Here is a 12,171-nt window from a genome sequence, read left to right as displayed (position 1 = left end):
TTAGTCGGTGGAACGGCCCGAAACAGCGGCCCCGGTGTTCCAGCACCGGGGCCGCGCGCCGTTCAGGGATGGACTGCCACGGCATGTGGCCGGCCCGGCCGCCAGAGCTGGCGGCGAGTGCCCCGGGCCGCATTCGATCCGGCAGCCTCACGCCGTGATCCGGGGCCGTGCATGGTCAGCGACCGGACCCGCCGGAGGAACGGCGGTTGGCCTCGCTGACCTTCTTGGAGAGTTCGTCGCGTTCCTGCTCTGTCAGACTGCTGATCACAGGTGCCTCCTACACAGGTGCCTGTATCGAGCGGCACCCTGGGGGCAACCGGGGTGCCGCTCCTGGTTCCGGGCCATCCGGTTCCCCTCGGCCCCGCCCGTACGGTCCAGGAAAGGGGCTGGACGGGCGGAGGAGGCAACCGGCCGCAGCGGTCATGGGCGCTGCGAAGTGGTCGGGTGACGCGGTTGAGCACGCGGGACGATGTCCCGCGCTGCCGCCTGCTTGGGGCATAGGAGAGGCGGCGATCCTTGGCACGCTGTTCAGTTCTCAAAGAACGGCCGCTTCCTTTGGACCCGTTTCACGGAGCCCTCCGGGCGGTGCGAGCAGGCACGCAGAAGAGACGCCCAAGACCTGTAGTCCCGGGACTGCGTGACCGCTAGTGAGACAATGCACCCACAGTCCCAGGACTGTCAACAGTCCTGGGACTGTGTTTGACTGGGTGAGTTGAGAGGAGGCTGGAATGGCACCGAAATGGCGAGAGCTCGCCGACACGCTGGCTGCTCGGATCAGGTCGGGCGAGTACGCCCCTGGCCAGCAGCTGCCGCACATCAGAGAGCTCGTTGAGGCCGGCGAGGGCTCAAAGTCCACGGTTCACGCGGCGTACAAGGCGCTGGAGGCCGAAGGGCTGGTCGCGTCATCGCGCGGGCACGGGACGGTCGTGCGTCAGCAGACGCCCCTGAAGCGGCTCGGCGTCGCCCGGTACGACAAGGCGAAGTGGCGCGACGGCGACCAGGTGGCGTTCATTGCCGACCGGGTGGCCACAGGCCGGGCCTACCGCCGGGGAGATCAGACGCAGACGGTCTCTCTAGTCGAAGCGCCGCCGGCCGTAGCGGAGGCACATGGCCTACCGGCCGGTGCGGACGTCTACGCACGAGCCCGGCTGGTGAAGGAGGGCGACCGGCCCACGCACACCTTGACCAGCTACTACAGGCCCGAGCACGTCGAGGGAACGCGCATCGTCGACCCCACGCCGGGTCCCGCCGGCCGCGGCGGGGGATTCCGTGTCCTGTACGACGCGGGTTACGAGATCGACCACATGAAGGAGCAACTGTTCGCGCGCGTCCCCACGTCGGACGAGGCGAAGCTCCTGCAACTGCCCGTCGGCGAATGGGTAGTCGAGCTGCACCGCACCACGTTCACGGCGGACGACACGGTGGTCGAGTTCGCGATCGGTATCCATGCGGCGACCCGCTTCGCGTGGGAGTACGACTTCGAAGTGCCGGACTCGGCACGGGAGGTGAAGCCGTGATCTCGTCGGAGGAGTGGGCAGATGCAGAGCTCCTCTGGGACTTCCAGCAGATGCACCACAAGCCGCGTCAGTGCTCTGTGGGCATCGGGTTGGGCAGCCACGACCTGGGCGTAGCCGATGTCACGGCTGATCTGTACCGGCGCGGTCTGATGCCACTCATAGTTTTCACGGGTGCCACGAGCCGCACTACTCAGGAGCGAATGCCCCGCGGCGAGGCCGAGCACTACAGGGAGCGGGCCGTGGAGTTGGGCGTGCCGGCAGAAGTTATCCTCGTCGAGCCGAACGCGAGGAACACGGGCGAGAACATCTGCTTTTCCCGTGAACTGCTTGAGAGGGAGGGTGTGGATGTCTCGTCTGTCCTTCTCATCAGCAAGCCATACGAGGAGCGCAGGGCCTACGCAACCGCTCGAAAGCTCTGGCCGGACGTTGAGATTGTCAGCGCCTCTGCGTCGGTGACGCTCATGGAGTACGTCGACTCGATCGGGGACCCACACCTCGTGCTGAACATGCTTGTGGGGGCTCAGCAGCGCTTGGTCATCTATCCGGAGCAGGGCTACATGGTTGGTCAGGACATTCCCGCGCAGGTGGAAGCGGCCTACGAGCGTCTTTGCGGGGCGGGCTTCACGGGCCGACTCGTCGCGCACTGAGGAGGCTTCGTCGCCACGAATCGGGCGTAGCGGCGTCCGCTTCGTGTCGGTGGGCTCCCCTCTCGGTCGAAGTGCCCGCCGCGCACTGGGTGGCGTGCGGTTAGGCGGAGCTTATCGGTTGACTCGGCGAACTTGAATAGTGGAATCGGTGGAAGGGTTTCCCGCGTCGTGATCCGATACATCGATTAGGAGTCGGAAGAGCCACACAAGGCGAAATGATCTCACTGCGCCAAAAATGATCAAATACTCTGCAACCCATCCTGCGATGCCGATCTTTTCTCTGGTGTCCGACATCATGACGGCCAGGCATCCGAAGGATACGATCAGCATGGAAGTGAGCAATCCCACCCAATTGCGGCGAAGGTGGATTCCGTATGTCTGGCGGAGGATCATCATTCTCTGGCCAGCGCTAGTTGCGTATTGACTAATGGCTGCCGTGCCGAAGCCGCCGACAATCGCCGCCACCGAGGCCACTGTCGCGTAGATACTCATACGCTGATCGGCGTCATGGCTGGCGAAGATGTGGTGGCCTTGTGCTATGGCTAACCCTCCGACGGAGAGGCCGGTCAGAGCGAAGTCGACGACTGGGTGGTGGCTCCATTGGTTATAGACGTAGCCACGCGCTCTCCGTACTGCGCCCATGACGCACCCCCTTCAGGCTCAGTCGGAGCCTAGGGCATGGCACTGACAGCAGCTCTTAGGTCGTGGTCATGCTCTGCCGCCGCCTGCATCACTGCTTGCACAGCCGCCTCGAACCAGGGCCCGGCTCCACCGCCGTGCGGCAGCGTCACCTGCTTGGATGCTGTGATGTGGTCATTAACGAAATTGATCTTGTCTTCGACGATGCTGCCGTCGGATGCCGACAGCATGACATCTGCGATCGCCCGATCGATCAGCCCGTGAGGGCCGACGAGGCTACCGAAGTCAGAAAGGAATTCCTGGACGCTTGAATGCAGGCGTCGCTCCCCTCTCGCTCTGGCGCCACTTCGAGAGAGTCCCCGTCCTTTCGGGATCTTAATTGTCATTGTGATCAGAGCGTCAGGATTCTGTTTGTGTGCGTGACGGGCAAAATCTCCGAGCCCCTCCACGGCGGTTGGGAACATTGATGTTGAGGCAGGGCGCAACCTCATCTCGAAAAGATTGACGGATTCGGCCGCCTTCAGCTTATCCCAGGCATTTTTTCCGATGAGGGGGATGATCGCGAGATCCTCCTCGATTCCTGAACGCATCGCATTGAGCCATCGCTGCAAGGCTGTCGGTCTAGGGGCTGAGGCGCTTCCTTGGATTACTCCGATGACATTGCCGTAGGGAAGGAAGCAGATAATCGTCGTGTCGACGACGCTTCGGTTGCCGTCGAGTCTGAGGGCGTCAATTTTCTGGGCTTCGTAATCAATTTGCTGCAAGTCTCCGTCACGCAGGCGAGCAAGCACTAAGTGCCTTCCGTGCGACGAGTCAATTGGTTCGCCTACGTAAACGTCGTCTTCATGATTCATGTGGCGGTCGTGAACCGACAACGCACTCAAATTGTCCAGAACGAATGACCAGTCGATGTGGCCGAACCGTAGGTTGCCGGCATCCTTCGCTCGAACAACCTCGTAGAAGGCGACCGTCTTCTTCCGCTGTCCGCTCAACTCAACCCCCCTGGCTTGCGTTGGCCAGTGCACCTGTGCAGATGTCACCAAGAGGATCAGTATGGGGACTGGAGGTGACGGGCCGTCAACCGGATCGCAAGAGTTGGGTGTGACCGGTTTTGGGCAGCCTGTTCAGCAGGTGCTCAGCGTCCTACGTGCTGTGCGGAGGTCGGGGTTCTGCCCCAGGCGTCCCCCGGGGGACGTTGGATCAGGCAATTTTGCAGGTCAGGGGGCTCGTGCCCGGCCCGCTGTAAATCTGCCGGCTCAGCCTACCCAGGTTCGAACCCTGGCGCCGCCACACGAACAGAGCCCCTGACCAGTACATCTGGTCAGGGGCTCTCTCGTTCCCCGGCAGCCGGACCGCCCGTGTCGCGGGGCCGGAGGTCAGTTCCCGGCGATGTCCCGCACCGCGACCGTCACAGGCACGCTCCCGGAGATCAGCTCCAGCGTCAGGCCCGCCGTCGCCGGGGTGTCCAGCAGCTCCAGCAGGACCGCCGCGACGTCGTCGCGCGGGACGGGGCCGCGGCCCGTGGAGGCCTGGAGCAGGACCTGGCCGGTGCCCGCGTCGTTCGTCAGCATGCCGGGGCGCAGGACCGTCCAGGCCAGGGCTGCCCGGGAGCGCACGTACGCGTCGGCTTCGCCCTTGGCGCGCAGGTACGCGTCGAAGACCTCGTCGCCGGGATGGTGCGGGTCGGCACCCATCGAGGAGACGACGACGTACCGGCGGACGCCCGCTCGTTCCGCCGCGTCGGCGAACAGCACGGCCGCGCCGCGGTCCACCGTGTCCTTGCGTTCCGTGCCGCTGTCCGGGCCGGCACCGGCCGCGAAGACCGCCGCGTCCGCACCGCGCAGGGCCTCGGCGGCCTCCTCCGTGGAGGCTGACTCGAGGTCGAGGACGAGGGGTTCGGCGCCTGCGGCCCGGAGGTCCTCGCTCTGCTGCGGGTCGCGGATGATGCCGACCGCTTCGTCGCCGCGGGCGGCGAGCAGCCGCTCCAGCCGCAGGGCGATCTGACCGTGTCCACCTGCAATGACAATGCGCATGCTTCCGACGGTACGCCCGAGCACGCCCTCGCGCTCAAGGCCCGCCGCCGGCGCCGGAATCGGCGCGTCCCTGGCGGGGGAGGTCAAGGGCGTCCACGGCTTCGGAGTCGCAGTACTCGCGCACGGCACTGGTCCGTGCGACCACGCGCCCCAGGTGCACCACGATCCTGCTGTACGTGAGGGAGAGCGCCCCGGAGAGCTGGTCCGCGCGTACGGCCAGGAGCTCGGCGGGGAAGCCGGCCTCGACGCGTACGTCGGGCAGGCCCATGACCGCCCGTGCGGTGGTGGAGACGGCGTCGTAGGCGTGATCGGGATCGAGCCCGTTCCGGGAGGCCAGGAGGTACGCGGCTTCCAGGGGATCGCCGCGGCCCACGGGGTTGGAGAGGTCGCGCAGGGCGCCGCTGCCCGCCGCCACGCGCACTCCGGCGGCCCGCAGGAGGCCTACCGGCGCGGTGCCGCGGAGCCGCGCGCCGGAGCACCCGCCCTGGGGGAGGCAGATCACCGTGACGTCCGCGGCGGCGAGCTGGTCGGCGGCGCGGGCCGCAGCGTCGCCGGGAAGCCGGGAGAGGCCCGCACAGGGGCCCAGGGAGACGCGGGGGCGGAGTCCGCCCGCCATGGCGGCCAGCCGTGCCAGGCGGGCGGGATCGTCACCGTCCGTGTGGAGGTCGACGGGGCGGCCGTGCTCGGCGCCGAGGCCCAGGACCGCCTCCGCGTAGCCGGAAGGGTCGGGGTCGAGGTCGGGGCAGCCGCCGATGACGCCCGCGCCCATGTCCATGGCGTCCCGGAGCGCGGCGAGACCCTCGGCCCCTGCCACCCCGGTGAGCAGCCGGGGCGCGGCGACAGCGGTGACGTCGGTGAGCCCCCGCAGGGAGCGGCGGGCTCCCAGGACGGCTTCGAGCGAGGCGAGGCCCTGCACGTCTCCCACGCGTACGTGGGCGCGCAGGGCGGTGGCCCCGTGGCTGAGCTGCAGCAGGGCGGCTTCGGTCGCGCGCCGGCGGATGTCCTCGGGGCGCTGGGAGGCGGGCCCTCCGGTGGAGGCGGTGAGTGCCGTGTCGCTGTGTGCGTGGGGTTCGGCGGGAGCGGGGAGCAGCAGATAGCCGCGCAGGTCCACGCGGGTGCCCCAGGTGCTGAGGCAGCCCGCGGTGCCCACCGCCTCGATGTGCGCGCCGTCGATCCGCACGTCGACCGTGCGCCCGTCGGTGAGCCGGGCTCCGCTGAGGAGGAGCGGGGCCGCTGCGGAGCCGTCCGGGCCGGCTGCGCTGTCGTCGGGCCGCCGCGGCCGGCTGTCGGGCATCGCGCTCCTGGGAGGGGTGCAAGATCACGTGACGCAGAGTGGGCCGAGCCTATTGGGGGGTCCGGTTCGTCCGGTGGAGGAGCGGAATAGTCGTACGAATGTGGCCTTCTGTGGCGTGCGGGGAGGGCGGGCCCCGGGGTCTGGAGCAGGGGTGCCGGGCGTCCGGAAGAGGCGGCGTACGAGCTGATCAAGGGCCTGATCAGGGGCTGCGGCCGGGGTCCGCCGGGAGGTCGGTCACGGGCCGGGCCGGGGGCGCGGAAACGGATTTGGGCGATCGGCGACAGAGCGTGTAATGTCTTCCTCGCTCGCCCCAATAGCTCAGTCGGTAGAGCGTCTCCATGGTAAGGAGAAGGTCTGCGGTTCGATTCCGCATTGGGGCTCTGGTGATCGGGTGACCCCGCTTCGGCGGGGAAGCTCGTCATCAAAGCGGTGTAGCTCAGTCGGTAGAGCAAGCGGCTCATAATCGCTGTGTCACCGGTTCAAGTCCGGTCACCGCTACTAACGGTAGCCGATTGTGGGGTCGGTCCTTCGATCGGCTACTCTTTTTTGCGTTCATCCGTCCACCGTCCGTCCAAGGAGCACTCACGTGGCTGCCACCGACGTCCGCCCGAAGATCACGCTGGCCTGCGTGGAGTGCAAGGAGCGGAACTACATCACCAAGAAGAACCGGCGTAACAACCCGGACCGTCTTGAGATGAAGAAGCACTGCCCGCGCTGCAACTCGCACACCGCGCACCGCGAAACGCGCTGAAAACAGGCTCGTACACGAGGCCGTCCCCACTGGGGGCGGCCTCGTGTCGTTGTATTGGGTTGTCCCTCGCCCTATTTCGACTTTTCATCAGGAGGTAGCGGGCTCATGGCGCTCGACCAGTCCTTCGTGGGGCGGACCTATCCGCCCACCCCGGCGTACGAGGTCGGCCGGGAGAAGATCCGGGAGTTCGCGGAGGCGGTGGGTGACACCCATCCCGCCTACGTGGATCCGGAGGCCGCCAAGGCCCTCGGGCATGCGGACGTGATCGCCCCGCCCACGTTCGTCTTCTCGATCACATTCAAGGCCGCGGGTCAGGTGATCCAGGATCCGCAGCTCGGTCTGGACTACAGCCGTGTGGTGCACGGGGACCAGAAGTTCGCGTACACGCGTCCGGTGCGGGCGGGGGACCGGCTCACGGTCACCTCGACGATCGAGGCGGTCAAGTCGATGGCCGGCAACGACATCCTGGACATCCGCGGCGAGGTGCACGACGAGTCGGGCGAACACGTCGTGACCGCGTGGACGAAGCTGGTGGCGCGTGCCGCCGAGGAGGCGTGATGACGGCGAGTGTGGAGTACGGGGCGGTCGAGGTCGGCACGGAGCTTCCGGCGCGGTCGTTCCCGGTGACCCGGGCGACGCTGGTGCAGTACGCCGGCGCCTCGGGTGACTTCAATCCGATTCACTGGAACGAGAAGTTCGCACGTGAGGTCGGCCTTCCGGATGTGATCGCGCACGGCATGTTCACGATGGCCGAGGCGATCCGGGTGGTCACGGACTGGGCCGGCGACCCGGGTGCGGTCGTCGAGTACGGCGTGCGGTTCACCAAGCCGGTCGTCGTGCCGAACGACGACACCGGTGCGGTGGTCGAGGTCAGCGGCAAGGTCGCCGCGAAGCTGGACGACAACCTGGTGCGGGTGGACCTGACGGCGATGAGTGACGGCAAGAAGGTGCTGGGCATGTCCCGCGCCGTGGTTCGGCTGGCCTGAGGCGTAAGGGCGGGCCCGTCGCCCTGCTCCTCCCGAGCCGCCGCGAGGCCCAGGGGCCGGAGCAGGGCCGGGAACCGTGCCGCTGCCGCGGCCTGATTCCCGCCGTGCCCGTACGGTCCGTGGCCCCGCCCGAGCGGAGGGGCCACGGACCGTACTCTTGTCCCCGTGCAGGAACTCCACGATGCCCCCCTCGCCCCCCTGACCACCTTCCGGCTCGGCGGCCCAGCCGACCGCCTCCTGACGGCCACCACCGACGCCGAGGTGATCGCCGCCGTCCGCGAAGCCGACGCGAGCGGCACCCCACTGCTGATCATCGGTGGCGGCTCCAACCTGGTCATCGGGGACAAGGGCTTCGACGGCACAGCCCTGCGCATCGCCACCGAAGGCTTCGAGCTCTCCGGTACGACGCTGGAGCTGGCGGCCGGCGAGCCGTGGAACGACGCCGTGGCCCGTACGGTCGAGGCGGGCCTGGCAGGCGTCGAGTGCCTCGCCGGGATTCCCGGATCCGCCGGGGCGACGCCGATCCAGAACGTCGGTGCGTACGGGCAGGAGGTGTCCTCGGTCATCACCGAGGTCGTCGCCTACGACCGGCGCTCCGGCGAGACGGTCACCATCCCGAACGACGCGTGCGCGTTCTCGTACCGGCACAGCCGCTTCAAGGCGGAGCCCGATCGTTTCGTCGTGCTCCGTGTCCGATTCGGACTGGAGGACGCGGGCGGACTGTCCGCACCGCTGCTCTACCCGGAAACGGCCCGAGTCATGGGCGTCGGGCAGGGCGACCGCGTCCCGGTCGCAGCCGCTCGTGAGACCGTCCTGCGGCTGAGGGCCGGCAAGGGCATGGTGCTCGACCCGGAGGACCACGACACCTGGTCCGCGGGGTCCTTCTTCACCAACCCGATCCTTGACGAGGCGGAGCACACCGCCTTCCTCGCCCGCGTCAGGGACCGCCTGGGTCAGGACACCGCGCCCCCGGCCTTCCCCGCCGGCGAGGGCCGCACGAAGACCTCCGCCGCCTGGCTCATCGACAGGGCTGGGTTCACCAAGGGGTACGGCACGGGCCCGGCCCGCATCTCCACCAAGCACACGCTCGCCCTCACCAACCGCGGCGGAGCGACCACCGAGGACCTGCTGGCCCTGGCCCGCGAGGTCGTCGACGGGGTCCACCAGGCCTTCGGCGTCACGCTCGTCAACGAGCCGGTGACGGTCGGCGTCAGCCTGTAGCGGGACGGCGGGACGGACAGCGGGCGGGGGCCACTCAGCCGGTGAGCCACGCGTCGATCCCGCCCAGCAGCCTCTCCCGTACGTCGGCGGGCGCCACCGACCCCCGCACGGACTGCCGCGCCAGTTCGGCCAGCTCCTCGTCGGTGAACGCGTGATGGCGGCGTACGAAGTCGTACTGGGCGGCCAGCCGCGAGCCGAAGAGCAGCGGGTCGTCCGCGCCGAGCGCCATCGGGACTCCCGCGTCGAACAGAGTGCGCAGGGGTACGTCGGCGGGCTTCTCGTAGACGCCGAGTGCCACGTTGGAGGCGGGGCAGACCTCGCAGGTCACCTCGCGCTCCGCGAGCTCGCGCAGCAGCCTCGGGTCCTCGGCCGCCCGTACGCCGTGCCCGATCCGGCCCGCGTCCAGGTCGTCCAGACAGTCCCGGATGCTGGAGGGACCGGCGAGCTCGCCGCCGTGCGGGGCCGCGAGCAGGCCGCCCTCGCGGGCGATGGCGAAGGCCCGGTCGAAGTCGCGGGCCATGCCGCGGCGCTCGTCGTTCGAGAGTCCGAAGCCGACGACCCCCCGGTCCGCGTACCGCACGGCGAGCCGGGCCAGCGTCCGGGCGTCCAGCGGGTGCTTCATCCGGTTCGCCGCGATCACGACCCGGATCGGGAGCCCGGTCTCGCGGGCCGCGCTGTCCACGGCGTCCAGGATGATCTCGATGGCCGGGATCAGCCCGCCGAGCAGCGGGGCGTACGAGGTGGGGTCGACCTGGATCTCCAGCCACCCGGAGCCGTCCGCGACGTCCTCCATGGCGGTCTCGCGCACGAGCCGCTGGATGTCCTCCGGCGAGCGGAGGCAGGACCGGGCGATGTCGTAGAGGCGCTGGAAGCGGAACCAGCCGCGCTCGTCGGTGGCCCGCAGCTGGGGCGGCTCGCCACTCGTCAGCGCCTCGGGCAGGTGCACCCCGTACTTGTCCGCCAGTTCGAGCAGGGTCGTGGGCCGCATCGACCCGGTGAAGTGCAGGTGCAGGTGGGCCTTGGGCAACAGCCGTACGTCACGCTCCATTGAAGGATCTTGCCGCATGCGGGGCGTGTCGCGGTAGCCGGTTCCCCTCCTGAGTTATCTCTCGAACAGATAAGTGGCCCCCGGCCGGAGCCGGGGGCCACTCGTTCGGTGAGCCGGCCGGTCAGTCGCGGGCCTCGCCCAGCAGCTTCTGGAGCCGCGAGACGCCCTCGACGAGGTCGTCGTCGCCCAGGGCGTAGGACAGCCGCAGGTAGCCCGGCGTGCCGAAGGCCTCGCCCGGGACGACGGCGACCTCGGCCTCGTCCAGGATCAGGGCCGCGAGCTCGACGGAGGTGGCCGGGCGCTTGCCGCGGATCTCCTTGCCGAGCAGCCCCTTCACCGACGGGTACGCGTAGAAGGCGCCCTCGGGCTCGGGGCAGAGCACGCCGTCGATCTCGTTGAGCATCCGCACGATCGTCCGGCGGCGGCGGTCGAAGGCGGTGCGCATCTCGGCGACCGCGTCCAGGGGGCCGGAGACGGCGGCCAGCGCGGCGACCTGCGCGACGTTGCTGACGTTGGAGGTGGCGTGCGACTGCAGGTTGGTCGCGGCCTTCACGATGTCCTTGGGGCCGACGATCCAGCCCACCCGCCAGCCGGTCATCGCGTAGGTCTTGGCCACACCGTTGACCACGATGCACGTGTCGCGCAGCTCGGGCACGACCGCGGGGAGCGAGGTGAACTCCGCGTCGCCGTAGACCAGGTGCTCGTAGATCTCGTCGGTCAGCACCCACAGGCCGTGCTCGACGGCCCAGCGGCCGATCGCCTCGGTGTCGGCCCTGCTGTAGACGGCGCCGGTCGGGTTGGACGGCGAGACGAACAGGACGACCTTGGTGCGCTCGGTGCGCGCCGCCTCCAGCTGCTCGACGGACACCCGGTACCCGGTGGTCTCGTCGGCCACCACCTCGACCGGGACACCGCCGGCGAGACGGATGGACTCGGGGTAGGTGGTCCAGTACGGCGCCGGGACGATGACCTCGTCGCCCGGGTCGAGGACCGCGGCGAATGCCTCGTAGATGGCCTGCTTGCCGCCGTTGGTCACCAGCACCTGGGACGGTTCGACCTCGTAGCCGGAGTCGCGCAGCGTCTTCTCTGCGATGGCGGCCTTGAGCTCGGGGAGCCCGCCCGCCGGGGTGTAGCGGTGGTACTTCGGGTTGGAGCAGGCCTCGATCGCGGCGTCGACGATGTAGCCGGGAGTCGGGAAGTCGGGCTCGCCCGCGCCGAAGCCGATCACCGGACGTCCGGCGGCCTTGAGGGCCTTTGCCTTGGCGTCGACGGCGAGGGTGGCGGACTCGGAGATCGCACCGATGCGGGCCGAAACCCGGCGCTCGGACGGAGAAGTTGCAGCGCTCATGCCCCCCATGCTCGCAGACCCGAAACGCCGTCGGCACAGCGGTTTCAGGGACCGGACAGGACGCGGACAGCAGCCGGACAGGACCGGTCGGTAGTTGTCTGTTCGACGCGGCGCCGTTGAACACGTACACTCACCTGTCGTTGGCCTTCATCAGCCGCACCGTTTTCCGCCCGGCCCACCGGGGAGGATGCGGTAGGTTGGTGGAAACCACAAAGGGTCGTAGCTCAATTGGTAGAGCACTGGTCTCCAAAACCAGCGGTTGGGGGTTCAAGTCCCTCCGGCCCTGCTACACACTCCTTCGCCAGGATGTGTGCGCATGTACGTACTTCAATGCACCGCCGTGCGGCTCCACCGGGCGCGGCACGGCCACGACCCGGAATCAGGTGAGTAGCGTGACGGACGCCGTGGGCTCCATCGACATGCCTGATGCCGAGGACGAAGCCCCCGAGTCGAAGAAGAAGTCTCGGAAGGGCGGCAAGCGCGGCAAGAAGGGTCCTCTGGGCCGTCTCGCGCTGTTCTACCGCCAGATCGTCGCCGAGCTGCGCAAGGTCGTGTGGCCGACGCGCAGCCAGCTGACGACGTACACGGCCGTCGTGATCGTCTTCGTGGTAGTCATGATCGGTCTTGTCACCGTGATCGACTTCGGATTTGCGCGGGTCGTCAAGTACGTCTTCGGCTGATCCCCGC

Annotated in this window: 13 protein-coding genes and 3 tRNA genes; 10 read left to right on the top strand and 6 right to left on the bottom strand. The window is 68.4% G+C overall.

The features are described 5' to 3' along the window. Positions 1-728 precede the first annotated feature (728 nt). Together AB0F38_RS11100 and AB0F38_RS11095 are read left to right on the top strand one after the other, a co-directional pair. Positions 729-1,517: a GntR family transcriptional regulator gene (locus AB0F38_RS11100; protein WP_361890060.1), complete on the top strand. Its 789-nt coding sequence runs from the start codon at positions 729-731 to the stop codon at positions 1,515-1,517. Continuing rightward, positions 1,514-2,164 (top strand): YdcF family protein, encoded by a 651-nt coding sequence (locus AB0F38_RS11095; protein ID WP_361890057.1) that lies wholly within the window; start codon positions 1,514-1,516, stop codon positions 2,162-2,164. The genes AB0F38_RS11100 and AB0F38_RS11095 overlap by 4 nt, the downstream gene beginning before the upstream one ends. 111 nt (positions 2,165-2,275) lie before the next feature. Here the strand turns inward: AB0F38_RS11095 and AB0F38_RS11090 are convergent, their stop codons facing one another. From AB0F38_RS11090 to AB0F38_RS11075, 4 genes are all read right to left on the bottom strand, one after another. Further along, on the bottom strand, positions 2,276-2,806 hold the full coding sequence (locus AB0F38_RS11090) for a hypothetical protein (protein ID WP_361890055.1): 531 nt from the start codon (positions 2,804-2,806) through the stop codon (positions 2,276-2,278). Positions 2,807-2,835: 29 nt separating this feature from the next. After that, entirely contained in the window at positions 2,836-3,843 is a 1,008-nt protein-coding gene (locus AB0F38_RS11085) for a hypothetical protein (RefSeq protein ID WP_361890052.1), read from the bottom strand. A 336-nt stretch (positions 3,844-4,179) separates the two neighbouring features. Beyond that, positions 4,180-4,836: an SDR family oxidoreductase gene (locus AB0F38_RS11080; RefSeq protein WP_361890049.1), complete on the bottom strand. Its 657-nt coding sequence runs from the start codon at positions 4,834-4,836 to the stop codon at positions 4,180-4,182. Between the two features lie 34 nt (positions 4,837-4,870). Beyond that, positions 4,871-6,130, bottom strand: coding sequence for an amidohydrolase family protein (locus tag AB0F38_RS11075; RefSeq protein ID WP_361890046.1), 1,260 nt, complete (start codon positions 6,128-6,130; stop codon positions 4,871-4,873). A 307-nt stretch (positions 6,131-6,437) separates the two neighbouring features. Between AB0F38_RS11075 and AB0F38_RS11070 the strand changes: the two genes are divergently transcribed. The 6 genes from AB0F38_RS11070 (at position 6,438) to AB0F38_RS11045 (ending at position 9,088) form a co-directional block, all read left to right on the top strand. Then, positions 6,438-6,510 (top strand) — tRNA-Thr (locus AB0F38_RS11070). Between the two features lie 45 nt (positions 6,511-6,555). Next, a tRNA-Met gene (locus AB0F38_RS11065) sits at positions 6,556-6,628 on the top strand. A gap of 88 nt (positions 6,629-6,716) precedes the next feature. After that, positions 6,717-6,881 carry a 50S ribosomal protein L33 gene (rpmG, locus tag AB0F38_RS11060; RefSeq protein WP_003956487.1) on the top strand — a complete coding sequence of 55 codons (165 nt, stop codon included), beginning with the start codon at positions 6,717-6,719 and terminating at the stop codon, positions 6,879-6,881. 105 nt (positions 6,882-6,986) lie between these two features. Beyond that, entirely contained in the window at positions 6,987-7,439 is a 453-nt protein-coding gene (locus tag AB0F38_RS11055; protein WP_361890043.1) for a MaoC family dehydratase N-terminal domain-containing protein, read from the top strand. Further along, complete coding sequence (locus AB0F38_RS11050) at positions 7,439-7,867, top strand: MaoC family dehydratase (protein WP_361890040.1); 429 nt, start codon at positions 7,439-7,441, stop codon at positions 7,865-7,867. Before AB0F38_RS11055 ends, AB0F38_RS11050 begins: the two co-directional genes overlap by 1 nt. 165 nt (positions 7,868-8,032) lie before the next feature. After that, positions 8,033-9,088, top strand: a complete 1,056-nt coding sequence (locus AB0F38_RS11045; protein ID WP_361890037.1) for a UDP-N-acetylmuramate dehydrogenase — start codon at positions 8,033-8,035, stop codon at positions 9,086-9,088. Between the two features lie 34 nt (positions 9,089-9,122). Here AB0F38_RS11045 and AB0F38_RS11040 read toward each other — a convergent pair whose 3' ends face one another. After that, positions 9,123-10,136, bottom strand: coding sequence for an adenosine deaminase (locus AB0F38_RS11040; protein ID WP_361890034.1), 1,014 nt, complete (start codon positions 10,134-10,136; stop codon positions 9,123-9,125). A 121-nt stretch (positions 10,137-10,257) separates the two neighbouring features. Beyond that, positions 10,258-11,484, bottom strand: a complete 1,227-nt coding sequence (locus AB0F38_RS11035; RefSeq protein ID WP_361890031.1) for a pyridoxal phosphate-dependent aminotransferase — start codon at positions 11,482-11,484, stop codon at positions 10,258-10,260. A gap of 213 nt (positions 11,485-11,697) precedes the next feature. On the opposite strand from AB0F38_RS11035, the gene AB0F38_RS11030 reads away from it, so the two are divergent. Beyond that, positions 11,698-11,770 (top strand) — tRNA-Trp (locus AB0F38_RS11030). Positions 11,771-11,876: 106 nt separating this feature from the next. Beyond that, the gene (gene secE / locus AB0F38_RS11025) at positions 11,877-12,164 is read left to right on the top strand and encodes a preprotein translocase subunit SecE (RefSeq protein WP_361890029.1); all 288 of its coding nucleotides are present in this window, start codon (positions 11,877-11,879) and stop codon (positions 12,162-12,164) included. Positions 12,165-12,171 lie beyond the last annotated feature (7 nt).

It is taken from the genome of Streptomyces sp. NPDC025273 (assembly GCF_040638585.1).
GTDB classification, from domain to species: Bacteria; Actinomycetota; Actinomycetes; order Streptomycetales; family Streptomycetaceae; genus Streptomyces; species Streptomyces cinereorectus.
Note: the sequence above shows the minus strand (reverse complement) of the source record. Positions and strands in the feature narration are given on the sequence as shown.